Source organism: Tsuneonella sp. HG249, assembly GCF_053819205.1.
Map to the genome: position 1 here is coordinate 1,341,575 of NZ_JBSOQY010000001.1, position 25,590 is coordinate 1,367,164.

The following is a 25,590-nucleotide window of genomic DNA, read 5'->3' on the forward strand; positions in this document are numbered from 1 at the left end:
ATTGCGAGGAGCGAAGGCCACGCGGCAATCCAGCTCGGGAGAGGGATTTCTTCGCTTCGTTCGCAATGACGACTAGTGGGAGAACGTCATGGGCAAGGAGAATTTCGAGCGGCACAAGCAGCCGTGGAAGGCCGAAGAGGCCGGCACGCTGCGTATGCTTGCCGGTAAGGGCAAAGGCCTCCGCGAAATCGCCAAGGCCATCAACCGCAGCGAGGAATCGACAAAAGACTTCGCTAAGAAGAACGGCATCGAGATACTCAAGAAGCGGTAGCGGGTGGTGCGTCCAGCACTACGCTGCGCGCGCGGGCGGGCTCGCTTATGCGCGCCAGCAAGGCAGCCATGAATGTGTGCATGTCGCTCGGCAAAGCGAATGCGCAGTTCGGTATGCAGAGGGTCAGACCGTCGGCGGCAATGATCCAGTAAGCGTGCTCGTGCAGGACCTGGTGGACGCTGGCGTAGGTTGCCTCGCCAGTGAAACGCGCCGTCCTGTAGGCGATTCCCCGGTCTGTCAGTTGCCACTGCGCCTCGACCTGTTCCGGCACACCGCGCATATCGAGCCCGGCGCGCCACGCCAGGTCCAGCACTATCCCGAGACGCTTATGCCCGTGGGCAAGTCCAAAGGCTCCGCCAAGCAACAGGAGCAGGAGACCACCAAGCAGGACAAGACGGGGGTAGCCCGAGAGAACCTCGGCCGGCAGCACTAACCCAAGAAGGCCGGCAGCCAGTCCGCCCAGTACTAGGCCGGCAACCGCCGCTGTGAGCGGATAAGCCCAGCGGTGGATGCCGGAGTGAGCAATCTTGCCGTAGACCACGCCGGCGGCCCAGCCAGCCTGCTCCTGTGTCAGCCAGCCGCTCGCCGTGGGAACCGAGCTCGACAGGCCGCCGCCAGCACCCTTCGCGCCGCTCTCGAGGGCTTGCGCTTCTGGGCTCGGCGTTTTCGGTCCAATGCCCCCTGCGGGCGCGCCTTGCGCGAACTCCACCGCTTCGCGGCTTCGCGACCTGGCGTCGGGCGTGAGACGCTCGGTGATCGACGCCAACAGCCGCCGCTGTTCCTCCGGGCTAAGAAAGGCCGCAAACGGAACGAGGAAGTGCAGTTGGTCGGCGCTCAGTACCCATCCGTGCTCCCCGCGCTCCAGCCTGTTGATTGCGTGCCAGCGCGGGGCAAGGACCATTCGTTCGGTCGTCAGAACCAGTGCATCGGGAGTGACCTCGTATGTGCCTTCGTGTTCGACCGGGGAATCGATGGCGGCAAGCCGGGCCAGGTAGGCCCGGTTCGCGCGGCGTTGCTCGAAATCGATCGCGAGCTTTACCGCGATCAGGCACAGGATCGCAGGGAGGACAGTCGGCAGCCAGGGGCCGAGCGCGAACATGGCGGGGAAGGGCAGTTGCTGGGCAAGCCAGAACGCCGCTAGATGTCCGATCCAGACCGCGAGGACCAGCAGCAGCAACAGTCCGTAGCTGAACCACGCGCCCCCGCCGCGGTAGCGGGAGGTCGATCCCATCGCCGAAGCCATGACCTCGGCGTGCCTCAGTATCACTCGCTGCGGCGGAGGGAAGGCGGCGGTTGGTGGTTCGGTGGCCATCGAGGCGCTCTATCCCGCCAAGGTAAAGAGGGTGCTTACCGCACCCAGTCCAACCCGATCTCCTCGAAGATCTCCTTGTCCTCGGCCCAGTTCTCGCTGACCTTCACGTGAAGGAACAGGTGGACCTTGCGCCCGAGCAGCTCGCTGAGCTCGGTGCGCGCGGCCTCCCCGATCGCCTTGATCCGGCTGCCCCCCTTGCCAAGCACGATCGCGCGCTGGGTGTCGCGGCCGACGACGATCTGCTGGTGGATCTCGACGCTGCCGTCCTTGCGCTCGACGTATTTCTCGGGCCGCACCGCGCTGTCGTAGGGCAGCTCCTCGTGGAGCTGCTTATAGAGCTGTTCGCGGGTGATCTCGGCCGCCATCAGCCGCTCGCTCGCATCGGAGACCTGGTCTTCAGGATAGATCCACTCGCCTTCGGGCATCATCGCGGCGAGCGCGGCCTTCAACTCGGGCACCCCGTCGCCGGTCAACGCCGAGATGAAGTAAATCTCCGCGAACTCGGCCTTGCCGCCTAGCTCCTGCGCCAGGGCGAGCAGCGGCTCCTTCTTCGCCACGTCGACCTTGTTGAGCACGAGGATCTTGCGCTCGGGCCGCACGCTGAGCGCCTCTACGAGCGGATCGAGCTCGTGCCGCCGCTGCTTCATCGGATCGACCATTAGCACCACAGCGTCGGCGGCCTGGGTGCCTTCCCACGCCGCGTTGACCATCGCGCGGTCGAGCCGCCGCCGGGGGGCGAAGATGCCGGGCGTGTCGACGAGGATCATCTGCGCGTCGCCTTCGAGCGCGATACCCATCAGCCGAGCGCGGGTGGTCTGCGCCTTGGCGCTGACGATGGCGACTTTCTGCCCTACCAGCGCGTTGACGAGGGTCGACTTGCCCGCGTTGGGGGCGCCGATCACGGCGACGAAACCGCATTTCTGGCGGACCGGGGGGGTCATCCGTATTGCTCCATGAATGCCTCGGCCGCGGCGGTCTCGGCCTGTTGCTTGCTGGTGGCGGTGGCCTCGACCTGGCCGACCCCGGCCACCTTCACCCGCACGGTGAAGCGCGCCTGGTGATCGGGGCCTGCCCGCTCGACCAGTTCGTATTCGGGCGGCCGCCGGCGGTTGCCCGCCGCCCATTCCTGCAGCGCCGACTTGGGGTGCTTCGAGCGCCCCCGGCCACCCTCGACAGCTTCGCGCCACAAGTGGTGGACGAGGTCGCGGGTGGGGTCGAACCCCGCCTGGAGGAAATTGGCTCCGATGAGCGCTTCCATCACGTCGCCCAGCACGTTGTCGCTGTCGTGCGCCCCGTCGTCCCGCGCCTGCTTGCCGAGACGGACGTGGTCCGGTACGCCGATGTCCCGCGCGATGCACGAGCACGTGTCGCGCGCCACCAGGGCATTCAGCCGCTGGGCCAGTTCGCCCTCCGGCGCTTCGGACAGCCGGAACAGCCAGTCGGACACGGAGAGGCCTAGCACCCGGTCGCCCAGCCATTCGAGCCGTTCGTAATTCTCGGGGTCCCCGGTCGAACCGTGGGTGAGCGCGGCCTGGAACACAGCCTCGTCGCGCACGGTGAACCCTGTCGCCTCGAGCCAGGCGCGGGTCGCGGGCGGAAGGACGCTCAAATCCCGTCCCCCATTCGGTCTCCGCGCAGCGCCGAGAGCCACGTCCACGGCATGATCCAACTGGCCGAGCCGTCGGTCGACCAGACCATCACGGCGGGGCGGGCCACCATCAGTTCCTGCGGCACCAGCCCGACGCCGCCGCCGGCCTGCGCGGGGAAACGGCTGTCCTGCGAATTGTCGCGGTTGTCGCCCAGCACGAAAACGGTGTCCTGCGGCACGACGATCGGGCCGAAGTCGTCCTGCGGAGTGCGGCCGAAGTCGAGCGTGTCGTAGCTCAGGCCGGAGGGCAGGGTTTCGCGAAAGCGGGCGTAGGCGCAGCTCGAAGGGCTCGGCACTGACATCGGGTGGCAGCGGGTGTTGGGCGAGACGGGGATCACGAAGTCGGCGATCCGCTCGCGCTTCACCGGCACGCCGTTGAGAATCACTTGCCCGTCGCGCATCGCCACGCTGTCGCCCGGCAGCGCGACCGCGCGCTTGATGTAGTCGATCTTGTCGATCGGGTGCTTGAACACCACCACGTCGCCGCGCTCGGGCACGCGCGAAAGCACCTGGCCCGGGATCAGCGGCAAGTTGAACGGCAGTGACCAGCGCGAGAAGCCGTAGGGCCACTTGGCGGCGATGAAGTAGTCGCCGTTCCACAGGCGGGGTAGCATCGACTCGCTGGGGATCGTGTAGAAGCTGAAGAAGAAGCTCCGAAATACGAACACCGCGATTACCAGTTTCGTGACGAACCACGCGAAGCTGGCCGGGGTTTCCTTGTCATCGGGGGTTTCAGCAGCCTCGGTCGCGGCCGTCTGGCTCGCGCTCATGCCGCGGCCGTCCTGTTGGACTTGGCACACCTGGCACACAGTACAAATGAAGAAAAACCGACCCGTCGCGAGCGGGTCAAGCGGAACGGAAACAGAGGGGCGAAGCTTGCAAACATGGACGCATCCCCTAGGGCCGAGCCGCCCCTGTAGGAAAGGATTTTCACGTGAGCGATCGGCTGTCTGACGTCTGGAGCGTCATCAACAGCAGCGGGCACCAGAGCTTGACCGACCTGTTCGAAGCCGACCCCGATCGAGTCGCCAAGCTGGTTACCCGGCTCGAGTGGGGCACCGAGGGAGCGCCGGCCGGAGCGTTATTCGACTGGTCCAAGACGCATCTCGACGATGCGTTGCTCAATGCCTTCGAAGCGCTGGCAGAGGCGACCGGGTTCGCCGACAAGCGCGCTGCGCTGTTTGCAGGCGAGAGGGTCAACACGACCGAGGACCGTGCTGCCGAGCACACCGCGCAGCGCGGCATCGGCAGCGAAGCATCGGTCGAGGAGGCGGAGGCGCTTCACCAGCGCATGCATATGCTGGTGGAGGCGATCCACGGTGGCGCGCTGGGCCCCGTGCGGTACCTCATCCACATCGGCATCGGCGGATCGGCACTGGGACCCAAGCTGGCGATCGACGCGCTGGCCCGCGAGGGGGCGGAGGTCGAGGTCCACGTCGTCTCCAACATCGACGGGCTCGCGCTCGAGGCGGCGTTCGCTCGCTGCGATCCGGCCGAAACGCTCATCGCGGTGGCTAGCAAGACCTTCACCACCATCGAGACGATGACCAACGCGCTCAGCGCGCTGGAGTGGCTGCGGGAGAGCGGGGTCGCCGACCCTTACGGCCGCGTCGTGGCGCTCACAGCCGCGCCCGACAAGGCGATCGAATGGGGCGTCGACGAAACACGCGTTCTGCCGTTCCCGGAAAGCGTCGGCGGCCGCTACTCGCTGTGGTCGAGCATCGGATTTCCCATCGCGCTAGCGGTGGGGTGGGCGGAGTTCGACGCCATGCTTACCGGCGCGCGGAGGGTGGATGAGCACTTCCGCGACAGCGAAGGCCGCGCCAACCTGCCGCTGCGCGCCGCCTTCGCCGACCGCTACTACGCCACGGTGCGCGGCTGCCAGACCCGCGCGGTGTTCGCCTACGACGAGCGGCTGGCGCTGTTTCCGGCCTATCTCCAGCAGCTCGAAATGGAATCGAACGGCAAGCAGGTGACCATCGAGGGCGAGCCGGTCAGCGCCACGACCGCCCCGATCACCTGGGGCGGGGTAGGAACCGACGGGCAGCACGCGGTGTTCCAGTTGCTCCACCAGGGCACCATCGAGGTTCCGGTCGATTTCATCGCCAGCATCGAGCCCGGCGACGCGCTCGACCCGGCGCACCACCGCATCCTGCTGATGAACTGCTTTGCCCAAGGCGCCGCGCTGATGGCCGGGCAGGCGGGCGACGACCCGGCGCGCGCCTATCCGGGCGACCGGCCGAGCGCGACGATCCTCGTGGATGATCTCGACGCCGCCGCGCTCGGAGCGCTGATCGCTTTCCACGAGCACCGTACCTTCGCCAACGCGGCGCTGATGGGGATCAACGCGTTCGACCAGTTCGGCGTCGAACTGGGCAAGGCGATCGCCAACCGGATCGAAAGCGGCTCGGGCGAGTTCGACCCGAGCACCACCGCATTGTTGGAGGTCGCGGGGCTGGCCTGACGGCGGCGAAGCGATCCGGTTACATTTCGGTGACAGGGGCGAGGCGGAAGGCTAGGGCGGCGCGATGCACGGTCAGATGCCGAATGATCCTGTGAGCGCGGCGGTGGTCGGAACCCCGGAGCCGATCCAGCGCGTCCAGCAGAATGTCGTTGCCCGCGTCGAGCGAGCGGTCCTCACCGCCATTTGCTCACGGCTGCCGCGCTGGGTGCGCCCCGACATGCTTACCGCCATCGGCATGGTCGGTGCCGTGATGGTGATGGGCGGCTACGCCGCGAGCCATCTCGATGCCGACTGGCTGTGGGTGGCGATGGCAGGTTACGTCGTGAACTGGTTCGGCGATTCGACCGACGGGAGCCTCGCTCGCTACCGCAAGATTGAGCGGCCGCGGTACGGCTACTTCCTTGACCATAGCTGCGATGCGCTGGCGACCGCGCTGGTGGTGGCCGGGATAGGCCTGTCGCCATATGTCCATCTCGACGTCGCGCTGGTGGCGCTTGCCGGCTACCTGATGATGTCGATCCACGCGTTCCTGTCGGTCAAGGTCTTCGGCGAGCTGCGGCTTTCCTACATGGCTGCCGGACCGACCGAATTGCGGATCATCCTGATCGCTTTCACCGCGTCCATGCTGGTATTCGGGCGCGGACCGGAAACGATCTTCTGGTACGATCTCTTCGTCGGATTTGCCGGCGCGGTGCTGATCTCGCTGTTCATCTTCCAGACGATTGCGACCGCGCGCCGGCTCGCGGTCGAGGAGCCGCCGCGCAATTGATTGACTTTTAACCGTTGGCCACTCATATGCGCGGCCATCGAGACGCCTCGGCAGCGTGAACAGGCGGGCAACCGCCCCGGCCGCATCTCGGTTCTTTCCTAACTGACTTCCCAATTCACGCGGGTCGTTGACGGAGCCACCAGGCACAAGGTCTGGCGTCTCCACCACCCCGCCGCATGCGCGCGCCATTCCGGCTGCGCGCTGCCGCTCGCATACGAGTTTTATACACATGTCATTCGAACAACTCGGGCTTTCGCAGCCCGTGCTTCAGGCGCTGGAGCAGAAGAACTACACGGTCGCCACCCCGATCCAGACGCAGGCCATTCCGCTTGTGCTGCAGGGCCGTGACCTCCTGGGCATCGCCCAGACCGGCACCGGCAAGACCGCCGCGTTCATGCTTCCGAGCATCGACCGCCTGCGCGAAGCCGGCAAGCAGACGCCGTTCAAGTCCGCCCGCATGCTGGTGCTCGCACCGACGCGCGAGCTCGCCGGGCAGATCGCCAAGAGCGCCGAGGACTACGGCGGCTTCACCGGCCTCAAGGTCGATGTCGTCGTCGGCGGCACCTCGGTGGGCAAGGATCGCAACAAGCTCCACCGCGGCACGGACGTGCTGGTGGCTACTCCCGGCCGCCTGCTCGACCTCGTCGACCAGAAAGCCATCCGCCTCGACGGCGTCGAGATCCTCGTGCTCGACGAAGCCGACCAGATGCTCGATCTCGGGTTCATCCACGCGCTGCGCAAGCTCGTGTCGCTGATGCCCAAGGAGCGCCAGACGCTGCTGTTCAGCGCCACCATGCCGAGCTCGATCAAGGACCTGTCGAAGCAGTACTTGAACAATCCGGCGCAGGTCTCGGTCGCCCCCGCGGCGACCACCGCCGAGCGCGTCGAGCAGTTCGTGACCCTGGTCAGCCAGATGGAAAAGCAGGCGCTGCTCGAGCTGATGCTCAAGAAGCGCTATCCGCAGACCGAAGGCATGGAGCGGGTGCTGATCTTCACCCGCACCAAGCACGGCGCGGACCGCGTGGTGAAGAAGCTCGCCCAGGCGAGCATCCAGGCCGACGCGATCCACGGCAACAAGAGCCAGCCGCAGCGCGAGCGCGCGCTGGCGAACTTCAAGTCGGGCCGCGTCCCGATCCTGGTTGCGACTGACATTGCCGCCCGCGGCATCGACGTGACCGGCGTGAGCCACGTGATCAACTACGAGCTGCCCAACGTGGCCGAGCAGTACGTCCACCGCATCGGGCGCACCGCCCGCGCGGGGGCCGACGGCATCGCGCTGACGTTGTGCGCCGAGGACGAGCGCGCTTACCTGCGTGACATCCAGAAGCTTACCGGCGTGACGCTCACTCGCCTACCACTGCCTGATAATTTCCGCGCCTTCATCGAAGACGCGCCGATCGTGCGGCCCAAGGGTAACCCCGGCCAGCAGCAGCGTGCGCCGCAGCCGAAGGTGCACGCCAAGCCGATCGGCGATCGCCGCGGCGGTGACCGCGGTCCGCGCCAGGACAACCGTCAGGGCGACCGCCCGGCGGCCCCGGCGGGCGACCGCGGCGGCAAGCCGGCCGGCGGCCAGCAGCGCCGTCGCCGCTTCGGCGGCAAGGGCCAAGGCGGCGGTCACGGCGGCGGCCAGGGCGGCGGCCAGGGCGGCGGTCGGTCCGGCGGAGGTGGCTTCCAGCGCCGCTCGGGCGGCTAGGCGGACAGCTTCGGTTCAGCCGCGCGGCGGAATCCTCCCGCGATAATCGCGCCGCTCGACGGCGCGAGCTCAAAGGGGATGGATACGATGCCGCGTGCGCTGATTCCTATCGCTTGTCTGGCGCTGACGGGGTGTACCGCGGCACAGATGCAACTGCCCGCCGGAATGGCGTCATCAGCCATGCGGACCGAGTTCGTCGGTATCGGCGGATGGCCCGGCGGAAAGTTTGTTGCGGGGCCCTACTCCGGCGATTTCGCCCGCTCGCTCGACAGCATCTCGTTCAGCGACGCTTCGATAACCCGGGCTGGGCACGGAGAGTTCACCATCTCCGGGCCCGGCATCGCGGCGGCTGTCGCGGGGCGGTGCACGATGCGCGCGGACGGCGTGGACCTGGGCTTGGCCGAGGTCACGCTCAAGCCGATGGCGTATCGCTGCAACTTGCAGTCCTCGGCGGATACTCCGGGTCGCCTCGAACTGCGCGAGACAGTCGGCGGCGGCACCGCCATGACCCGCTACGAACGCCACGGTGAGATCCATCTCGGTGGTGAGAGCCTGCGGTTCCGCTCGGTCCATCACATTTCGGGAACTCCGATGCCAAGCTTCACGCCCGTGGGCTACGTATTCGAGCGCGGCGGTGGACAAGTCGCCGCGCTCGAGCTGACCGGAAGGCCGACGCTCATCACTCCCGCTGCGCTCGATTCAGCGACCGCTCAAGCGGTCCATGTCGCGGCGATCGCGCTGGCGATTTTCTGGGACCCCGCGGTACACGACGCCGGATCCTGACCCTCAGGGCTGGCGCGGGCCCGCCGCCACCGCCATATGCCACCCGACCAGGAGGCACATGTGGCGGACTACGACTACGACTTATTCGTCATCGGCGCGGGCAGCGGCGGGGTCCGCGCGAGCCGGATCGCGGCGGGCTATGGCGCGCGCGTTGCGGTGGCCGAGGAGCACCGCGTCGGCGGCACCTGCGTCATTCGTGGCTGCGTGCCGAAGAAGATGCTGGTCTACGGCGCCCACTTTGCCGAGGACCTGATCGACGCGAAGAACTTCGGGTGGACGATCGACAATCCCAAGTTCGACTGGGCAGTGCTGCGCGATAACGTGCTGAAGGACGTCGATCGCCTGAACGGCGCGTACACCGACACGCTCAACAACAACAAAGTCGAGGTTATTCTCGACCGCGCGACACTCACCGGTCAGCATGAGATCGCGCTCGCCAGCGGCCGCACAGTCACCGCCAAGCACATCCTCATCGCCACCGGCGCGCGCCCGCATGTCCCCTCGTGCCCCGGCTCGGAGCTCGGCATCACCAGCAACGAGGCGTTCCATCTGGAGGCCCTGCCGCCGCGCATCCTGATCGCCGGCGGGGGCTACATCGCCAACGAGTTCGCCGGGATCTTCAACGAGTTCGGCAGCAAGGTGACCATCCTCAACCGCTCGGATCAGCTCCTGCGCGGCTACGACGAGAGCCTGCGCGACCGGCTGCTGCAGATCAGCGTGATGAAGGGAATCGACTTCCGCTTCCACGCCGAATTCCGCGGGATCGAGCAGAACGAGGATGGTTCGCTGACGGTGTCGATGACCAATCACGACGATCTGGTGGTGGACTGCGTGATGTTCGCCACCGGCCGGGTTCCGAACACCGAAGGTCTGGGGCTCGACAAGGCGGGGGTGGCGCTGGGCAAGGGCGGTGAGATCGTCGTCGACGAGTTCAGCAAGACCAACGTGGACCACATCTACGCCGTGGGCGATGTGACCGGCCGCGTGCAGTTGACGCCGGTGGCGATCCGCGAGGGGCAGGCGTTCGCCGACACCGTGTTCGGCGGCAAGCCGACCGCGGTCGATCACTCGTGCATCCCGAGCGCGGTGTTCAGCCACCCGCCGCTCGCCGCGGTCGGCCTGACCGAAGGGCAGGCGCGCAACAAGTACGGCTCGGTCAAGGTCTACGAGAGCGACTTCCGGCCGATGAAGCACGTGCTCGCCGGCCGCAACGAACGCTGCCTCTACAAGATGGTCTGCGATGAAGGGACGGGGCGCATCCTCGGCATCCACATGATCGGCCCCGAGAGCGCCGAGATCATGCAGGCGGCCGCCGTGGCGGTGAAGGCGGGGCTGACCAAGGACCAGTTCGACCAGACCGTCGCCATCCACCCGACGATGGCCGAAGAGCTGGTCTTGCTCCGCTAGCGCGTTCAGCCTCGCGACATGGCGGCTAACGCACTGTCGCGGCGATGAAACATCTCGTCCCGCTGCTGACGCTCTGCGCCGCCTGCTCGCCTGCAGGCGTCGACGCCGAGCCGGCGGCCGCACCGACCGCAGACTACGCCACCCAGCTTACCGCGCCCGCCCCGGACTACAGCAAGCTGATCGCCAGGCCACCGATCATGCCCATGGGCGAGATGCGTCGCGAAGGCGTCGGACCGCTGCCGGCGGACGCCAAGGCTATTGGGGAGGCCTGGCTCGAGCGGCTCAAGCCAAAGGGCGCGCTCGGCGGCTATGGCCTCGCCGGCAAGACCGACCAGGGCCCGGTCAACATGATCGACACCCTGCTCACCGCTCGCGAGTTCGACGCGTGGGTGAAGGAAAACGGCTGGACCGCACCCCGCTACCTCGACTGGGGGTTCCAGCCCGAGCTTATCCGCCCCGCCGTCAGCGAACGCGCCGCGCCCGCGGTGCGCCTGTGGACCCAGGCGGAAACCCGCACCGGCATCCAGCTCGAGGCGCTGCTCGGCGGGCGGGTCGTGATGAAGGACGGCTGCCTGTGGTATCAGCGCGAGGGCGAGCCCGACAGGATCGCCTGGCTGCACGCGGAAACCGGGCTCGATCGCGATGCGGAAGGCTACCTCATCTTCGTCAACCGCGTGACGGGCGAGACGATGGCGCGCCTCGGCGAGGAGATGACCTGGGCCGGGCCCAACCAGGTCACTGCCCCGGAATGGAAGATCAAGGACATCCAGCGGGTTTGCGGGCAGGCGGAGCTGTTCTCGGTCGGCAATCCGGAGTCGGCCGAGCGGATGATGACCCAGCACCCGCACCTTCGCCGACCGATGCCGCCGCCACCGCCGCCCAAACCCCGCGCTTGAGATCGATTGTCCGCTGCAACCTTTCGGCGTAGTCTCGCCGCAAAGGGAGAGTGGGCATGGCAGGGACGGTTCTCGTCACGGGGGGCACCGGGTACATCGCCGGCGAGGTGATCGACCAGCTGCTGGACAAGGGCTGGTGCGTGCGCACCACCGTCCGCAGCAAGGCCAAGAGCGAGCCACGCCTGCGCGGGCGCTGGCCGGGCGCGGGCGATAACCTATTCGTGTTCGAAGCCGACCTGATGAGCGACGCCGGCTGGGCGCTTGCCAACGAGGGCTGCACCCACGTGTGCCACGTCGCTTCGCCGTTCCCCGTCGGCGTGCCCAAGGACGAGAACGAGCTGATCGTTCCCGCGCGCGAAGGCACTTTGCGAGCGCTGCGGTTTGCGCACGAGGCGGGTGTTCAGCACTTCGTGCAAACGAGCAGCTCGGCGGCGATCGCCTACGGCCACCCGGCGAGCAAAACCGCTTTCGACGAGGGCGATTGGACCAACCTCAGCGCGCCGGAGGTGCAGCCTTACGTCAAGTCCAAGACCATCGCCGAGCGTGCGGCGCGCGACTGGGTGGCGGCGAACGCGCCGGAGATGGCGTTCTGCAGCGTCAATCCGGTCGCTGTGCTCGGGCCGGTGGTCAATGACGACCTGTCCGCCTCCATCGAGTTCGTCCGCCGCTTCCTCACCGGAGAGATTCCCGCGATCCCGCGGGTGGGGTTCACGATAGTCGACGTCCGCGACGTGGCCTCGCTCCACGTGCTCGCGTTGGAAGCGCCGGCGGACAAGATCCGCGGCGAACGCTTCGCCTGCGCTGCCGACTTCATGTGGATGGAGGACATCGCACAGGTTCTGCGCGACCATATGGGCGCGGACGCTCGCAAGGTACCCACGCGCAAGATGCCGACCCCGGTGCTCAAACTGATGGCGCTGTTCAGCCGCGATATTCGCCAGATCGCTGGCGAGGTCGGCAAGCGGAAGGTCGTCTCCGGACAGCACGCCAAGGAAGCGCTCGGCTGGACGACCCACTCTACCACCGAGACGGTGCTCGACACCGCGCGATCGTTGATCGCGCAGGGCGTGGTAACCGTCTGATGGAACTCGCCGGCAAGACCGCGCTCATCACCGGCGGCACCGCGGGGATCGGCGAGCAAATCGCGCTCCAACTCAAGGCCAAGGGCGCCAGCGTGATCGTTACCGGCCGTTCGACGGCCGGATTGGAAAAGGCCCGGCAGGCCGGCTTCCAAGCCATCTCGGCCGACCTGTCGCACCCGGGAGGCGCGCAAGCGATCGTCGGTGCGCTGGGGGACCGCCTGATCGACATCTTGATCAATAACGCGGGGCAAGGCGTCGATCACGACTTTCGCGCCGCGCCGCCGAATGCGGACGCGGCCGACGACTGCATCTACGCCAACCTCAATACGCCAATCCGGCTGGTCGTCGCGCTGCTCCCGCGGCTGCAGGAGCGGCCCGAGGCGGCGATCGTCAACGTCACCAGCGGGCTTGCCATCGCGCCCAACACCGGGAGCGCGGTCTACTGCGCGACCAAGGCCGGCCTGCGCAGCTACACCCAGTCGCTCCGCGCGCAGCTCGCTGGCAGCAATGTCTATGTGATCGAGGCGCTGCCGCCGGTTGTCGAAACGCAGATGACCGCCGCGCGCCAGGGCAAGAAGATGGCCGCCTCGGAGTGCGCACTTCAGATCGTCGACGCGATCGAGCGCGACCGGCCGGAGGCGAACGTCGGCATGGTCAAGCTGCTGCGCACGGTCCAGTCGGCCAGCCCGGCGCTGGCGCGGCGCATCATGCTGCGGTTCTGACGAAAACTTGACGCTGCGCTTTCCCGCGGCCTAACCGCCGAGCGTCAAAGGGAGAGCGCATGTCCGCCAATATCGCCGAGCTCGAACGCCGCCGTGAAGCCGCGCGCATGGGCGGGGGCGAGAAGCGCATCGCCGCGCAGCACGCCAAGGGCAAGCTGACCGCACGCGAGCGGGTTAGCGTGCTGCTCGACGAAGGCAGCTTCGAGGAGCTGGACGCCTACGTCGAGCACGACTGCAACGACTTCGGGATGGAAAGCCAACGCATCCCCGGTGACGGGGTGGTCACCGGCAGCGGCACGATCAACGGCCGGCTCGTGTTCGTGTTCAGCCAGGACTTCACCGTGTTCGGCGGCTCATTGAGCAAGCGTCACGCAGAGAAGATCTGCAAGGTGATGGACATGGCGATGAAGGTCGGCGCGCCGGTCATCGGCATGAACGACAGCGGCGGCGCGCGCATCCAGGAAGGCGTCGCATCGCTCGGCGGCTACGCCGAGGTGTTCCAGCGCAACGTTCTCGCATCGGGTGTGGTGCCGCAAATTTCGCTGATCATGGGCCCGTGCGCGGGCGGGGCGGTCTATTCCCCGGCGATGACCGACTTCATCTTCATGGTGAAGGATTCCAGCTACATGTTCGTCACCAGGCCCGACGTGGTCAAGACGGTCACCAACGAGGTGGTCACGCAGGAAGAGCTCGGCGGGGCGATCACCCACACCACCAAAACCAGCGTCGCCGACGTCGCGTTCGAGAACGACATCGAGGCGCTGCTGGCCACCCGCGACTTCTTCGACTTCCTGCCGCTGTCGAACCGCGAGGGCGTGCCCGAACGCCCCACCGACGACCCGTGGGACCGCCTGGAGGACAGCCTCGATACGCTGATCCCGGCCAACGCCAACCAGCCCTACGACATGCACGAAGTGATCCGAAAGGTGCTCGACGAGGGCGACTTCTTCGAGGTCCAGCCCAAGCACGCGGGCAACATCCTGATCGGCTTCGGCCGGGTCGAGGGGCGCACCGTGGGCGTGGTCGCCAACCAGCCGATGGTGCTCGCCGGCGTGCTCGACATCAACAGTAGCAAGAAGGCCGCGCGCTTCGTGCGCTTCTGCGACGCGTTCGAGATCCCGATCCTGACGTTCGTCGACGTGCCCGGCTTCCTCCCCGGGACCGCGCAGGAGCATAACGGCATCATCAAGCACGGCGCGAAGCTGCTGTTCGCCTATGCCGAGGCGACCGTGCCCAAGATCACCGTGATCACCCGCAAGGCGTATGGCGGGGCCTACGACGTCATGGCGTCCAAGCACCTGCGCGGCGACCTCAACTACGCCTGGCCCACCGCCGAGATCGCCGTGATGGGCGCCAAGGGCGCGGTCGAGATCATCTTCCGCGGCCTCGGCTCCGAGGAGATCGCCGAGAAGACGAAGGAATACGAGGATCGCTTCGCCAACCCCTTCGTCGCGGCGCAGCGAGGGTACATCGACGAGGTGATCTACCCACACTCGACCCGGCGGCGGATTGCTTTGGGTTTAAGGAAGCTGCGCGGGAAGGTGCTCGAAAACCCGTGGAAGAAGCATGACAATATTCCGTTATGATCGCGCTGATTGTTTACGGGGCGATCGCAACCGGACTGATCATGCTGGTATCTGAGGTGCATTGAATGAAGCTCGGCCGTCTCAACCACATCGGCGTCGCGACGCCTTCGATCGCGGACAGCATGGCCTATTACCGCGAGGTAATGGGCGCGACGCACGTGACCGAGCCGTTCGACATGCCCGAGCAAGGGGTGAAGGTGTGCTTCGTCGACACACCCAACGGGGGCACCCAGATCGAGCTGATCGAGCCGCTGTCCGAGGCCTCGCCGATCCACGCGTTCCTCGAGAAGAACCCGCTCGGCGGGCAGCACCACGTGTGCTTCGAGGTTCCGGACATCGCTGAGGCGCGCGCGTGGTTCGAGGGGCTGGGCAAGCGCATTCTCGGCCCCACCCGCATCGGCGCGCACGGGACGCCGATCTTCTTCCTCCACCCCAAGGACATGATGGGCGTGCTGACCGAGATCATGGAGACTCCTTCAAGCGATCATCAGGCCGCGCATTGACCCTTGCCCCTGCGCGCCTCTCGGGCAAAGGTTGCTACCAGCAACGCATACGGGAGAGCGCGAGTGGCCGAGTACGAAACGATCCAGACCGAGCGCAGCGGGGGGGTGCTCAAGATCACCCTCAACCGGCGCGAGCGGCTCAACGCCGCCTCGATCGAGATGGCGGAAGACCTTACCGCCGCCTTTTACGACTTGGGCGACGCGCGCGCGGTGCTGATCACCGGGGCGGGGAAGGGGTTCTGCTCCGGCGCTGACCTCGCGGCGCGCGGGCAGGCAGACGAGCGGCGGGCCAAGGGCGGCAGCCATCTCGCGCTGCAGAATTACTACAACCCGCTGCTCAGCCAGATACTGCGCTGCCCGGTGCCGGTGGTGACGGCGGTCAACGGCCCGGCCGCCGGCGTCGGTTGCTCGATCGCGCTGGCTGGGGACTTCGTGCTGGCGGGCTCCAGCGCCTATTTCCTCCAGGCGTTCGTCAACATAGGTCTGGTGCCCGATGGCGGCTCGACGTGGCTGCTCGCCCGCGCGGTCGGCCGCGCCCGCGCCACGCGAATGATGATGCTCGGCGAGAAGATCGGTGCACAGCAGGCCGAGGAGTGGGGTTTGATCTACAAGGCGGTCGACGACGCGGCGCTGATGGACGAGGCGGCGGCGCTGGCCACCCGCCTGTCGGAGGGGCCGACGGTCGCCTACCGCACGATGAAGGCCAACCTCGCCACCGCATTGGACGGCACGCTGCCGCAGGTGTTCCTCGCCGAGGCGGAAGGCCAGCGCACCGCCGGTGCCACCGCAGACGCTATGGAAGGCGGCATGGCCTTCCTCCAGAAGCGCAAGCCCGCGTTCAAGGGGGCCTGAGATGCTGTTCTACGATAGCCCGAACCCGGCGCCCAACCCGCGCCGCGTGCGCATCTTCGCCGCAGAGAAGGGCATTTCGCTCCCCGCGAAGGAAGTCTCGATCATCGCTCGCGAGCACAAGGCGCCAGACTACGTCGCCAAGAACCCGCGCGGTCAGACTCCCGCCCTTGAACTCGACGACGGTACGGTGATTGCCGAAAGCGTGGCGATCTGCCGCTTCCTCGAGGCGCTGCACCCCGATCCGCCGCTGTTCGGCCGCACGCCGACCGAAATCGGCGTGGTCGAGATGTGGAACCGCCGGGTCGAGATGATCGCGATGAACCCGATCGGCGCGGTGTGGGTCCACACCCACCGCTTCACCGCCGCGCTGCCCGGACGCAACGCGGAATGGGGCGAAGCCAACCGCCCGCGAGTGGCCGACGCTTTCGCGTTCTTCGACCGCAGCCTGGAGAACCGCGAGTTCCTCGCCGGCGACGGCTACTCGATGGCGGACATCCTGTTGCTGACCACGGTCGACTTCGCCACCTTCGTCGGGTGCGGGCCGGGGCCGGAGAACGGTGCGTTGACCCGCTGGCACGAAACCGTCAGTGCGAGGCCCAGCGCTTCCGCCTGAGGACCGAATGACCGACAAGCCTACTCGCGACGACTGGCAGGCGCTCGCCGACAAGGAGGTCAAGGGCAAGGACCTCGCCTGGCACCCGCCCGAAGGCTTCGCGATCCAGCCGCTGTACACCGCCAAAGACGTGGCCGACGATGCCGGCCTCCCCGGCTTCGCGCCGTTCACCCGCGGGGTGAAGGCGAGCATGTACGCGGGCCGCCCGTGGACCATCCGGCAATACGCCGGGTTCTCGACCGCCGAAGAGTCCAACGCCTTCTACCGCCGCAACCTGGCGATGGGGCAGAAGGGCCTGTCGGTCGCGTTCGATCTCGCCACCCATCGCGGCTACGACAGCGACCATCCGCGCGTGGTCGGCGACGTCGGCAAGGCGGGCGTGGCGATTGACACCGTGCGCGACATGGAGATCCTGTTCGACGGCATTCCGCTCGACCAAATGTCGGTCAGCATGACGATGAACGGCGCGGTGATCCCGGTGCTGGCGTTCTTCATCGTCGCCGCCGAGCGGCAAGGCGTCTCCCAAGACAAACTCGACGGGACCATCCAGAACGACATCCTAAAGGAGTTCTTGGTCCGCAACACCTACATCTACCCGCCGGAGCCGAGCATGCGGATCGTCTCCGACATCATTGCATATACCTCGGCCAACATGCTGAAATTCAACAGCATTTCGATCTCGGGCTACCACATGCACGAGGCCGGCGCGACCGCGGTGCAGGAGCTCGCCTTCACCATCGCCGACGGCAAGGAATACGTACAGCGAGCGGTCGCCAGCGGGCTCGACATCGACGCGTTCGCCGGTCGGTTGAGCTTCTTCTTCGGCATCGGGATGAACTTCTTCATGGAAGTCGCCAAGCTGCGCGCCGCGCGCACGCTTTGGTGGCGGGTGATGGATGGACTCGGCGCAAAGAGCGAACGCTCAAAGATGCTGCGCACCCACTGCCAGACTAGCGGCGTCAGCCTGCAGGAACAGGATCCCTACAACAACGTCATCCGCACCACGGTAGAGGCGATGGCCGCGGTGCTTGGCGGCACGCAGTCCCTACACACCAATGCCCTCGACGAGGCGATCGCCTTGCCGACCGATTTTTCCGCCCGCATCGCCCGCAACACCCAGCTCGTGCTGCAGGAGGAAAGCGGGATCGTCCAGGTGGTCGATCCGCTCGGCGGCTCCTACTACATCGAAGCGTTGACCGCCAAGCTGGTCGAAGAAGCGGAAAAGATGATCGCGGAGGCCGACGCGGCGGGCGGCATGACCGCGTACGTCGCCACCGGCCGTCCCAAGGCCGCGATCGAGGAAGCCGCCGCTGCTAAGCAGGCCGGCGTCGACAAGGGCGACACGGTGATCGTCGGCGTCAACAAGTACCGCAAGGAGGTGGAGGACCACCTCGACACTCTCGACATCGACAACCATGCGGTGCGCGAAGGCCAGATCGCACGGTTGAAGGCCGTGCGGGCCGGGCGCGACGAGGCGGCTTGTCAGGCGGCGCTGGCGGCGCTGACCGAAGGCGCGCGAGGCAACGCCAACCTCCTCGCCCTCGCCATCGAGGCGGCGCGCCACGACGCCACGCTGGGCGAAATCTCCACCGCGATGGAAGAAGCTTTCGGGCGCTACGGGACCAACCCGACGCCGGTGAAGGGCATATATTCCGCCGCCTACGAGGGCGACAGCCGCTACGCGCAGGTCATCGAAGGCGTGCAGGCCGTTGGGCGTCGCTTGGGTCGCCCGCCCAAGGTGATGGTCGCCAAGATGGGGCAGGACGGCCACGACCGCGGGGCCAACGTGATTGCCAGCGCCTTCGCCGACATGGGCTTCGACATCGTGAGCGGGCCGCTGTTCCAGACCCCGACGGAAACCCGCGACTTGGCGCTGGCCGAGAACGTCGACGCGATCGGCGCCAGCAGCCTCGCCGCCGGCCACAAGACGCTGATCCCCGAGCTGATCCAGCTCCTGCGCGAAGCGGGCCGGGCGGACATCAAGGTCGTCGCCGGCGGCGTGATCCCGCCGCAGGACTACGAGTTCCTGCGCGAAGCAGGCGTGCAAGGCATTTACGGCCCCGGCTCGAACGTCGTCGAATGCGCCGCCGATCTGTTGCGGCTGCTGGGGCACAACATGCCGCCGGTGGGAAGCGAGCTGGAGGCGGCGGAGTGAACGGCTCGCCGTCAAGCGCCTTCCTCCCAATCGCCGCGATGATGTTCGCCGCCGGCATCGGAATTCCAATGTTCGCCGCGTTCAACACGGCGCTCAGCAAGCAGCTCGGCGGGCCTGTCGCGGCGACAGCGGTCACATTCGCCATGGGATTGGTCATCGCGCTGGTCGCAGTGGCCATCACGGGTTTACCCCAGCGAGCAGCCTTCACCTTCGAAACGCCCCACATATGGTTCGGCGCGATTTTCATGCTGTTCTATGCGACTTCGGTCGCCTTCGCCGCGCCGCGCATCGGGCTCGGCAACGCGATTTTCTTTGTCCTGCTCGGCCAGATCGTCGCCGCGGCGGCGATCGACCACTTCGGCTGGCTCGGGGCGATCCAGAGCGCGCTGACGCCAAAGCGAATGCTCGGCATCGCGGTGATGGCGGTGGGACTCTATCTGGCGCGCAAGCCGGCTTGATGCCGGTGTGCCGGATGAATTGGCCAGCTTAGGAGCGGTTGACTCGCAGACCGCTTGGCAGGCAGTCTTCGCAAGCATCGCAACGCCGATCGCAGGGGTATCAACAATCGTACGGGTCGCTTTCCAACAGGGAGAGCACAATGACGAAAATGACCATGCTTGCCGTTGCATTTGCACTCGGCACTACCGCTGTCGCCCTTCCGGCCGCCGCACAGGAAGCTGCTGCCGCTCAGGAACTTCTGAAAGTTGACTGGTACGACGTGCAATTGATCAAGTGGGTTCCCGGTAAGGGGGGCAGAGCCCACGAGATTATCGAGATGTACATGAAGACCGACAAGGAACTCGGGCTCACCGGCGTGATCGATGTTCACATGCGTACGGGCGCTTGGGACAGCATCGTCGCCTTACCCATGCGAAGCGGAATCGCCCAGGTCGGCTGGGCCAACAACCCCGAAGAGAAAAAGTGGGAGGAAGCTTTCGCCCGGCAGGTGGGAGGCGAAGAAAAGGCCAAGGCCATCCATGCAGAGTTCGATAGCCTGATACAGCGGTCGGAGCGACACGTGGGCCATATCGACCGCGACTGAAGCGCAGCTTGATGTAGACCCGAGAGGGCGGCATAGGCGGGCCTTCCGCCTGTGGCTGCCCTCTCGAGGTCCGATGTTCTCCAAAATCCTCATCGCCAACCGGGGCGAGATCGCGTGCCGGGTGATCAAGACCGCGCGGCGGATGGGCATCGCGACGGTCGCGGTCTATTCCGATGCCGACGCGCGCGCGCCGTTCGTGCGGATGGCGGACGAGGCGGTCCACATCGGACCTTCGCCTGCCGCCGAGAGCTACCTCGTCGCCGACAAGATCATCGCCGCGTGCAAACAGACCGGCGCCGAGGCGGTGCATCCGGGCTACGGCTTCCTCTCCGAGCGGACCAGCTTCGCCGAGGCCCTCGCGGCCGAAGGGATCGAGTTCATCGGGCCGCCTGTCGGCGCGATCGCGGCGATGGGCGACAAGATCGAGTCCAAGAAGCTCGCGCAGGAAGCGGGGGTCAACACCGTGCCCGGCTCGGACGGCGAAGTCGCGACCACCGCCGACGCGCTCAAGTGGGCGAACAAGATCGGCTACCCGGTGATGATGAAGGCGTCGGCGGGCGGCGGGGGCAAGGGGATGCGGCTCGCCTACAACGATAAGGACGTCGAGGAAGGGTTCGAGGCGACCCAGCGCGAGGGGCTGAACTCCTTCGGGGACAAGCGGGTGTTCCTCGAGAAGTTCATCCTCAACCCGCGCCACATCGAAATCCAGATCCTCGGCGATAAGCACGGCAACATCGTCTACCTGAACGAGCGCGAGTGCAGCATCCAGCGCCGCCACCAGAAGGTGGTCGAGGAAGCGCCTTCGCCGTTCGTGACGCCGAAGATGCGCCAGGCGATGGGCGAACAGTGCGTCGCGCTGGCCAAGGCGGTGGGCTACTACAGCGCGGGCACGGTCGAGCTGATCGTCAGCGGCGCGGACCCCTCGGGTGAAAGTTTCTACTTCCTCGAGATGAACACCCGGCTCCAGGTCGAGCACCCGGTGACCGAGGCGATTACCGGGATCGACCTCGTCGAGCAGATGATTTGCGTTGCGGCGGGCGAGAAGCTGCCGTTCGCGCAAAGCGATATCGGGATCGACGGCTGGGCGATCGAGAACCGCGTCTATGCCGAGGACCCCTACCGCGGGTTCCTGCCGAGCACCGGGCGGCTGGTGCGCTATCGCCCGCCGGTCGAGGGCTGGACCGACGACGGCAAGGCCAACGGCCGCCGCGGTGTCGATGGCGTGCGCGTGGATGACGGCGTCTACGAAGGCGGCGAGGTCTCCATGTTCTACGACCCGATGATCGCCAAGCTGGTGACCTGGGGCGAGACCCGCGACGAAGCGGCCGATCTCCAGGTGCAGGCGCTCGACCGCTTCCGCCTCGAAGGGCTCGGCCACAACGTCGATTTCCTCAGTGCGATCATGCAGCACCCGCGCTTCCGCTCGGGCGAGCTCACCACGGGGTTCATCGCGGAGGAATACCCTGACGGTTTCCACGGCGCAGCGGCCGACGGCCAGACCACACTCATGCTCGCTGCGCTGGCAGGCGCCATTGCCACCGCGGACTCCGACCGCGCGCAGCAGATCGACGGCCAGCTTGGCGAAGGGGATGGGGCCAACGGCGACTGGGTGGTCCGCATCGACGGGGCGGATCACGCGGTCAGCCTCGAGGACGACGCGATCACCGTCAACGGCGAGCCGGTCGCAATTGCGCTCGAATACACGCCCGGCGATCGGATGGTCGATGTCGAGCTCTACGGCGACGATGCCGACGATGACGAGGCCGAGCCGATCGCAAGTTTCGGCGTGCAGATCGCGCCCCGTCGCTGGGGCTATCGCCTGACGACGCGCGGCGCGGCGCATGAGGTGCGCGTACTGCCGGGGCATGTGGCGCATCTCGCCCAGCACATGCTCGAGAAGGTCCCGCCCGATCTCAGCAAGTTCCTGATCTGCCCGATGCCGGGCCTGCTGGTGGCGCTTCATGTTAGCGAGGGAGACGTGGTTCAACCGGGCCAGCCGCTCGCCACGGTCGAGGCGATGAAGATGGAAAACATCCTTCGTGCCGAGAAGACGGGCAAGGTCGCCAGGCTGAACGCCCAGCAAGGCGCGAGCTTGGCGGTCGACGAGGTGATTTTGGAGCTCGAGTAGTGCATCTCTCGCACGCCCCTGACGCGCCTGCCGCTCCGGAAATCGCGTTCGGCGACTTCCTGAAGGTGGACATTCGCATCGGCACGATCGTCGAGGCCGAGGAGTTTCCCGAGGCGCGAAAGCCCTCCTACAGGCTCAAGATCGACTTCGGCCCCGTGATCGGCGTGAAGAAAAGCTGCGCGCAGATCGTCGCCAACTATCCGCTTGGCGAATTACCCGGGCGGCAGGTGGCGGCCGTGGTCAACTTTCCGCCGCGCCAGATCGGGCCGGCGATATCGGAGGTGCTCACGCTCGGTTTCGCCGACCAGCACGGCGAGGTGGTGCTTTTCGCGCCCGATGTGAAAGTGCCTGACGGGGCGCGGTTGTTCTGATGCCGGCGATCTACACCATCGGCTACGAGCAGGCCACGCAGCCGGCGGTGATCGAGGCGCTGAAGGGCGCGGGGGTCGAGCTGCTGGCCGACATCCGTTATCTCCCGCTCTCGCGCCGGCCGGGGTTCTCCAAGTCGAGCCTCAAGGCGGCGGCCGAGGAGGCTGGCATCGCCTATCGCCACTTCAAGCAACTTGGCACGCCTGCCGAGGGCCGCTCGGCTGCTCGGCGCGGCGACCATGCCGAGCTGTCGCGCATTTACGCGGGGCAACTTGAGCTGCCCGAGGCCATGGCGCAGATGGGCGAACTGCGCGAGACAGCCGAGGGTCGGCGGGTGGCCCTGCTGTGCTACGAGCGCGACGCGTCCGAGTGCCACCGCGCGCTACTGTACGATGCGCTGTTCGAGGATTTCGAGCGGGTCGACCTCCTGCCCGACCAATGAGGTAATCTTTCGCCGTCGCTCGTGTCGGCTCGGGACGGCTGGGGGGATTAACCTCGAATCGTGGTAAACGCTCTGGCTCTCGGCGCCGCTTAGCGAGATTCTGCCCCGGTCCGGACCTCATTGCCGGATTCGCGAGGAGAGCTCAGATGGCTCACAAGGGTACCGGTTTCTTCGATGGCCGTGGCCACTTCTTCAAAACCCCGGACGAAGCGACGATCAGCGATCTGTCGGCATTGCTGGGGCGTATCGGCGACGGCGACAGCTTGGCTCCCGGGATTGCGCAGATCCTGCTGAGCCGCAGGGACGATCTCGATCGCCTGTTCAAGGAACATGACGAGATGATGCGCGATGCAGCCGCCAATGTATCGCCGCTGCGCTCTCGCCCGGCCGCCTAGTCGTCCATCAGCGCCACCGCGCGAATCCACCCCGCGCTGGCGCGTTCGATCTTCACCGGGAAGCAACTCAGCGTGAAGCCGTGGCTTGGCAGCGCGGCGAGGTTGGTAAGCTTTTCGATCTGGTAATAGGGCCGGATTCGCCCCGCTTTGTGGCCTTCCCAGATGATCGACGGATCGCGGCTTTCCGCCCAGCGCCTTGCGGTATGGCTGAAGGGCGCGTCCCAGCTCCAGGCGTCGGTGCCGACGACCTCGACCCCTTGCTCCGTCAGCCACAGCGTGGCTTCCGCGCCCATGCCTACCCCCTGATCGGTGAAGTTGGCCGTTCCATACACTGCGCCTGATTGGACAAGTACGATATCGAGCGGCTTCAACTGGTAATCGATCCGATCAAGCGCTTCATTGACATCATTTGCGCTCGCCACGTGCCCGTGCGGCAGGTGGCTGAGGTCAAGCTTCACGCCCGGCCGGAAGAACCGGTCGAGCGGCGCCTCGTCGATGCTGGGGGCAGGGCTGGCGCCGCTGTCGGTTGTCGAGTGGAAGTGCCACGGCGCGTCCATGTGCGTGCCGTTGTGCGTCGAAAGCGTGATCTGCTCGACCGCCCAGCCTTCGCCGTCGGGTAGATCGCCCTTGGTAAGTCCTGGAAAGAACATGGCAATTTGCTGCCAGGTGTTTTCGTGAGTCATGTAGGTGATCTGGGGGCGCATGACTTCGGGGTCGGACACGACATCGTTGGTGAGCGGGATCGAGAGATCGACGAAGCGGGTCACGTCGCCGTGCCCTTCAGTTGCTCATCCAGAAACGCCGCGACATCGGCAAGTTCGACATCTCGCGCCAGGAAGGCCTCGCCGATCGACCGCAACAGGACGAACGGCAAAGTGCCCCCCTCCATCTTCTTGTCGTGCCGCATGTGGTTGGCCAGCCGCTCACCGTCGCAGTCTAGCCCCAGCTCGGCGATCTCTGAAGGCAGACCCGCGGCATCGACCGCCTGCGCCACGGCAGTGGCTTCCTCGTTCTTAATCAGCCCGCGTCGCGCGGAATAGCGGGCGGCGAGCACCAAGCCGAGCGCGACGCCTTCGCCGTGCAGCAACCTGTCCGAGAAGCCTGTTTCGGCCTCGAAGGCATGACCGAATGTGTGTCCCAGGTTCAGCAGGGCGCGACGGCCCGAGGTCTCGCGCTCGTCCTCGGCAACGATGCCCGCTTTCATGGCCACACTGGTGGCCACGGCCCGCTCCAGCGCGGGGTCCTCAAGTGCAAGAACGGCGGCGCCGTTGTCGGCAAGCCAATCGAAGAAGCCGCGGTCGCCCAGAACCCCGTACTTTAGCACTTCGGCGTAGCCTGCGCGGAGCTGGCGGGGGGGAAGCGTGTCGAGCGTGGAGAGGTCGGCCAAGACCAGTGATGGCTGATGAAAGGCCCCGACAAGGTTCTTGCCTGCGCGCGTATTGATGGCCGTCTTGCCGCCTACGGAGCTGTCGACCTGGGCGAGTAGGGTCGTCGGAAGCTGAACGAAGCCGCACCCACGCTTGAGAATCGCCGCGGCGAAGCCTGTCAGGTCGCCGACTACCCCGCCTCCGAATGCGAAAATGTTCTCGCCCCGCTCGACTCCCTGAGCGAGCAGCCAATCGCAGAGGCTGGCAAGGCCGGCCCAATCCTTGGATGGCTCGCCCGGCTCGACCAAGTGGATCGCGGTGTCCTGGCCAACTGCAGCGAACGCCGATTGCAAGCGGGTTCCGTGAAAGTCCCACGCGTCTCGGTCGGCCACGACGACAACCCGCTCGCCGCGGACGAAGTCGCGCGAATGCTCGGCTGCTTGTTCGAGCAGGCCGCGACCGATATGCACCTTGTAGCTGCGCCCGGCCAGCGCGACGGGGATTACAGCCATCGATCGATTGCCTCGATGATTTCGACTGCGGTGTCGCGATGGGGGCCGTCGCGGCTGTTCACCCGGATTGGAGCTTTGGCGTAGAAGGGCGTGCGCTCGGCATGCAGGCGGGCGAGTATTTCGGCTGGATCGCCGTTCTTGAGCAGAGGACGGGTGGCTCGACGTCCTGTTCGGGCGACGAGAGTCTCCACCTCGCAGTCGATCCATACCGCGATTGCCTGTTCGAGCACCAAGGCCCGCGTTTGCGGGTTTACAAAGGCTCCGCCGCCTGTGGCGATCACTCCGTGGCGCTCTTCAATGAGCCGGGCGATAACGCGCCGCTCCCCGTCGCGAAAATAGGGCTCGCCGAACCGCTCGAAGATTTCCGCCACGCTCATCGCCGCAGCACGCTCGATCTCTTCGTCGGCGTCGACGAAATCGGTGTTGAGCAGGGCGGCGAGTTTCCGGCCCACGGTAGATTTCCCGGCGCCCATAAGCCCGACCAGCACGACCGGCCGGTTGATCCGGCGGGCGACCGCGGCGATGGCTGCGTCGCTTTGCATCGGGCTGGCGGAGTGCATTGCCGCCTCGCCTATAGAT

The 25,590-nt window shown here is 66.5% G+C and carries 27 protein-coding genes; 20 read left to right on the forward strand and 7 right to left on the reverse strand.

The features are described from left to right. Window positions 1-88 precede the first annotated feature (88 nt). Window positions 89-271 (forward strand): hypothetical protein, encoded by a 183-nt coding sequence (locus ACWPM1_RS06755; RefSeq protein ID WP_455694073.1) that lies wholly within the window; start codon window positions 89-91, stop codon window positions 269-271. On the opposite strand, the gene ACWPM1_RS06760 is transcribed toward ACWPM1_RS06755, so the two are convergent. The 4 genes from ACWPM1_RS06760 to lepB are packed head-to-tail and all read right to left on the reverse strand — an operon-like array spanning window position 258 to window position 4,001. Further along, complete coding sequence (locus tag ACWPM1_RS06760; protein ID WP_455694074.1) at window positions 258-1,583, reverse strand: hypothetical protein; 1,326 nt, start codon at window positions 1,581-1,583, stop codon at window positions 258-260. The two genes, ACWPM1_RS06755 and ACWPM1_RS06760, sit on opposite strands and share 14 nt — an antisense overlap. 35 nt (window positions 1,584-1,618) lie before the next feature. Continuing rightward, a complete protein-coding gene (gene era / locus ACWPM1_RS06765; protein ID WP_455694075.1) occupies window positions 1,619-2,524 on the reverse strand; it encodes a GTPase Era in 906 nt (301 codons plus the stop codon). Next, entirely contained in the window at window positions 2,521-3,192 is a 672-nt protein-coding gene (rnc, locus tag ACWPM1_RS06770; protein WP_455694076.1) for a ribonuclease III, read from the reverse strand. Before rnc ends, era begins: the two co-directional genes overlap by 4 nt. Further along, the gene (lepB, locus tag ACWPM1_RS06775; RefSeq protein WP_455694077.1) at window positions 3,189-4,001 is read right to left on the reverse strand and encodes a signal peptidase I; all 813 of its coding nucleotides are present in this window, start codon (window positions 3,999-4,001) and stop codon (window positions 3,189-3,191) included. Before lepB ends, rnc begins: the two co-directional genes overlap by 4 nt. 164 nt (window positions 4,002-4,165) lie before the next feature. Between lepB and pgi the strand changes: the two genes are divergently transcribed. The 19 genes from pgi (at window position 4,166) to ACWPM1_RS06870 (ending at window position 23,132) form a co-directional block, all read left to right on the forward strand. Then, window positions 4,166-5,695: a glucose-6-phosphate isomerase gene (gene pgi / locus ACWPM1_RS06780; protein ID WP_455694078.1), complete on the forward strand. Its 1,530-nt coding sequence runs from the start codon at window positions 4,166-4,168 to the stop codon at window positions 5,693-5,695. Between the two features lie 64 nt (window positions 5,696-5,759). After that, complete coding sequence (locus tag ACWPM1_RS06785; RefSeq protein WP_455694079.1) at window positions 5,760-6,464, forward strand: CDP-alcohol phosphatidyltransferase family protein; 705 nt, start codon at window positions 5,760-5,762, stop codon at window positions 6,462-6,464. A gap of 229 nt (window positions 6,465-6,693) precedes the next feature. After that, the gene (locus ACWPM1_RS06790) at window positions 6,694-8,157 is read left to right on the forward strand and encodes a DEAD/DEAH box helicase (RefSeq protein ID WP_455694080.1); all 1,464 of its coding nucleotides are present in this window, start codon (window positions 6,694-6,696) and stop codon (window positions 8,155-8,157) included. Window positions 8,158-8,244: 87 nt separating this feature from the next. After that, complete coding sequence (locus tag ACWPM1_RS06795; RefSeq protein ID WP_455694081.1) at window positions 8,245-8,940, forward strand: VV20781 family protein; 696 nt, start codon at window positions 8,245-8,247, stop codon at window positions 8,938-8,940. 60 nt (window positions 8,941-9,000) lie between these two features. Next, a complete protein-coding gene (gene gor, locus ACWPM1_RS06800) occupies window positions 9,001-10,347 on the forward strand; it encodes a glutathione-disulfide reductase (protein ID WP_455694082.1) in 1,347 nt (448 codons plus the stop codon). Window positions 10,348-10,391: 44 nt separating this feature from the next. Further along, entirely contained in the window at window positions 10,392-11,243 is an 852-nt protein-coding gene (locus tag ACWPM1_RS06805; RefSeq protein ID WP_455694083.1) for a hypothetical protein, read from the forward strand. A gap of 56 nt (window positions 11,244-11,299) precedes the next feature. Continuing rightward, window positions 11,300-12,325, forward strand: a complete 1,026-nt coding sequence (locus ACWPM1_RS06810; protein ID WP_455694084.1) for an NAD-dependent epimerase/dehydratase family protein — start codon at window positions 11,300-11,302, stop codon at window positions 12,323-12,325. Then, the gene (locus ACWPM1_RS06815) at window positions 12,325-13,047 is read left to right on the forward strand and encodes an SDR family oxidoreductase (RefSeq protein WP_455694085.1); all 723 of its coding nucleotides are present in this window, start codon (window positions 12,325-12,327) and stop codon (window positions 13,045-13,047) included. The genes ACWPM1_RS06810 and ACWPM1_RS06815 overlap by 1 nt, the downstream gene beginning before the upstream one ends. A gap of 59 nt (window positions 13,048-13,106) precedes the next feature. Further along, the gene (locus tag ACWPM1_RS06820; RefSeq protein WP_455694086.1) at window positions 13,107-14,633 is read left to right on the forward strand and encodes an acyl-CoA carboxylase subunit beta; all 1,527 of its coding nucleotides are present in this window, start codon (window positions 13,107-13,109) and stop codon (window positions 14,631-14,633) included. 65 nt (window positions 14,634-14,698) lie between these two features. After that, a complete protein-coding gene (mce, locus tag ACWPM1_RS06825; protein WP_455694087.1) occupies window positions 14,699-15,136 on the forward strand; it encodes a methylmalonyl-CoA epimerase in 438 nt (145 codons plus the stop codon). Between the two features lie 63 nt (window positions 15,137-15,199). Continuing rightward, a complete protein-coding gene (locus ACWPM1_RS06830; RefSeq protein WP_455694088.1) occupies window positions 15,200-15,988 on the forward strand; it encodes an enoyl-CoA hydratase-related protein in 789 nt (262 codons plus the stop codon). 1 nt (window position 15,989) lies between these two features. Then, on the forward strand, window positions 15,990-16,601 hold the full coding sequence (locus ACWPM1_RS06835) for a glutathione S-transferase family protein (RefSeq protein WP_455694089.1): 612 nt from the start codon (window positions 15,990-15,992) through the stop codon (window positions 16,599-16,601). A gap of 7 nt (window positions 16,602-16,608) precedes the next feature. Beyond that, window positions 16,609-18,756: a methylmalonyl-CoA mutase gene (scpA, locus tag ACWPM1_RS06840; protein WP_455694090.1), complete on the forward strand. Its 2,148-nt coding sequence runs from the start codon at window positions 16,609-16,611 to the stop codon at window positions 18,754-18,756. Continuing rightward, window positions 18,753-19,214 carry a DMT family transporter gene (locus tag ACWPM1_RS06845; RefSeq protein WP_455694091.1) on the forward strand — a complete coding sequence of 154 codons (462 nt, stop codon included), beginning with the start codon at window positions 18,753-18,755 and terminating at the stop codon, window positions 19,212-19,214. Before scpA ends, ACWPM1_RS06845 begins: the two co-directional genes overlap by 4 nt. Before the next feature lie 140 nt (window positions 19,215-19,354). Beyond that, on the forward strand, window positions 19,355-19,798 hold the full coding sequence (locus ACWPM1_RS06850) for a hypothetical protein (protein WP_455694092.1): 444 nt from the start codon (window positions 19,355-19,357) through the stop codon (window positions 19,796-19,798). Window positions 19,799-19,871: 73 nt separating this feature from the next. Continuing rightward, the gene (locus tag ACWPM1_RS06855; RefSeq protein ID WP_455694093.1) at window positions 19,872-21,926 is read left to right on the forward strand and encodes an ATP-binding protein; all 2,055 of its coding nucleotides are present in this window, start codon (window positions 19,872-19,874) and stop codon (window positions 21,924-21,926) included. Then, window positions 21,926-22,297 (forward strand): tRNA-binding protein, encoded by a 372-nt coding sequence (locus ACWPM1_RS06860; protein WP_455694094.1) that lies wholly within the window; start codon window positions 21,926-21,928, stop codon window positions 22,295-22,297. Before ACWPM1_RS06855 ends, ACWPM1_RS06860 begins: the two co-directional genes overlap by 1 nt. Then, window positions 22,297-22,737: a DUF488 domain-containing protein gene (locus ACWPM1_RS06865; RefSeq protein WP_455694095.1), complete on the forward strand. Its 441-nt coding sequence runs from the start codon at window positions 22,297-22,299 to the stop codon at window positions 22,735-22,737. Before ACWPM1_RS06860 ends, ACWPM1_RS06865 begins: the two co-directional genes overlap by 1 nt. Before the next feature lie 146 nt (window positions 22,738-22,883). Continuing rightward, complete coding sequence (locus ACWPM1_RS06870) at window positions 22,884-23,132, forward strand: hypothetical protein (RefSeq protein ID WP_455694096.1); 249 nt, start codon at window positions 22,884-22,886, stop codon at window positions 23,130-23,132. Here the strand turns inward: ACWPM1_RS06870 and ACWPM1_RS06875 are convergent. Genes ACWPM1_RS06875 through ACWPM1_RS06885 form a run of 3 tightly spaced genes read right to left on the reverse strand, consistent with a single transcriptional unit; the run spans window position 23,129 to window position 25,571 of the window. Beyond that, window positions 23,129-23,899 carry a cyclase family protein gene (locus ACWPM1_RS06875; RefSeq protein WP_455694097.1) on the reverse strand — a complete coding sequence of 257 codons (771 nt, stop codon included), beginning with the start codon at window positions 23,897-23,899 and terminating at the stop codon, window positions 23,129-23,131. The genes ACWPM1_RS06870 and ACWPM1_RS06875 overlap by 4 nt on opposite strands. Further along, on the reverse strand, window positions 23,896-25,011 hold the full coding sequence (aroB, locus tag ACWPM1_RS06880) for a 3-dehydroquinate synthase (RefSeq protein WP_455694098.1): 1,116 nt from the start codon (window positions 25,009-25,011) through the stop codon (window positions 23,896-23,898). The genes ACWPM1_RS06875 and aroB overlap by 4 nt, the downstream gene beginning before the upstream one ends. Continuing rightward, the gene (locus ACWPM1_RS06885) at window positions 25,002-25,571 is read right to left on the reverse strand and encodes a shikimate kinase (RefSeq protein WP_455694099.1); all 570 of its coding nucleotides are present in this window, start codon (window positions 25,569-25,571) and stop codon (window positions 25,002-25,004) included. Before ACWPM1_RS06885 ends, aroB begins: the two co-directional genes overlap by 10 nt. Between the last annotated feature and the right edge of the window lie 19 nt (window positions 25,572-25,590).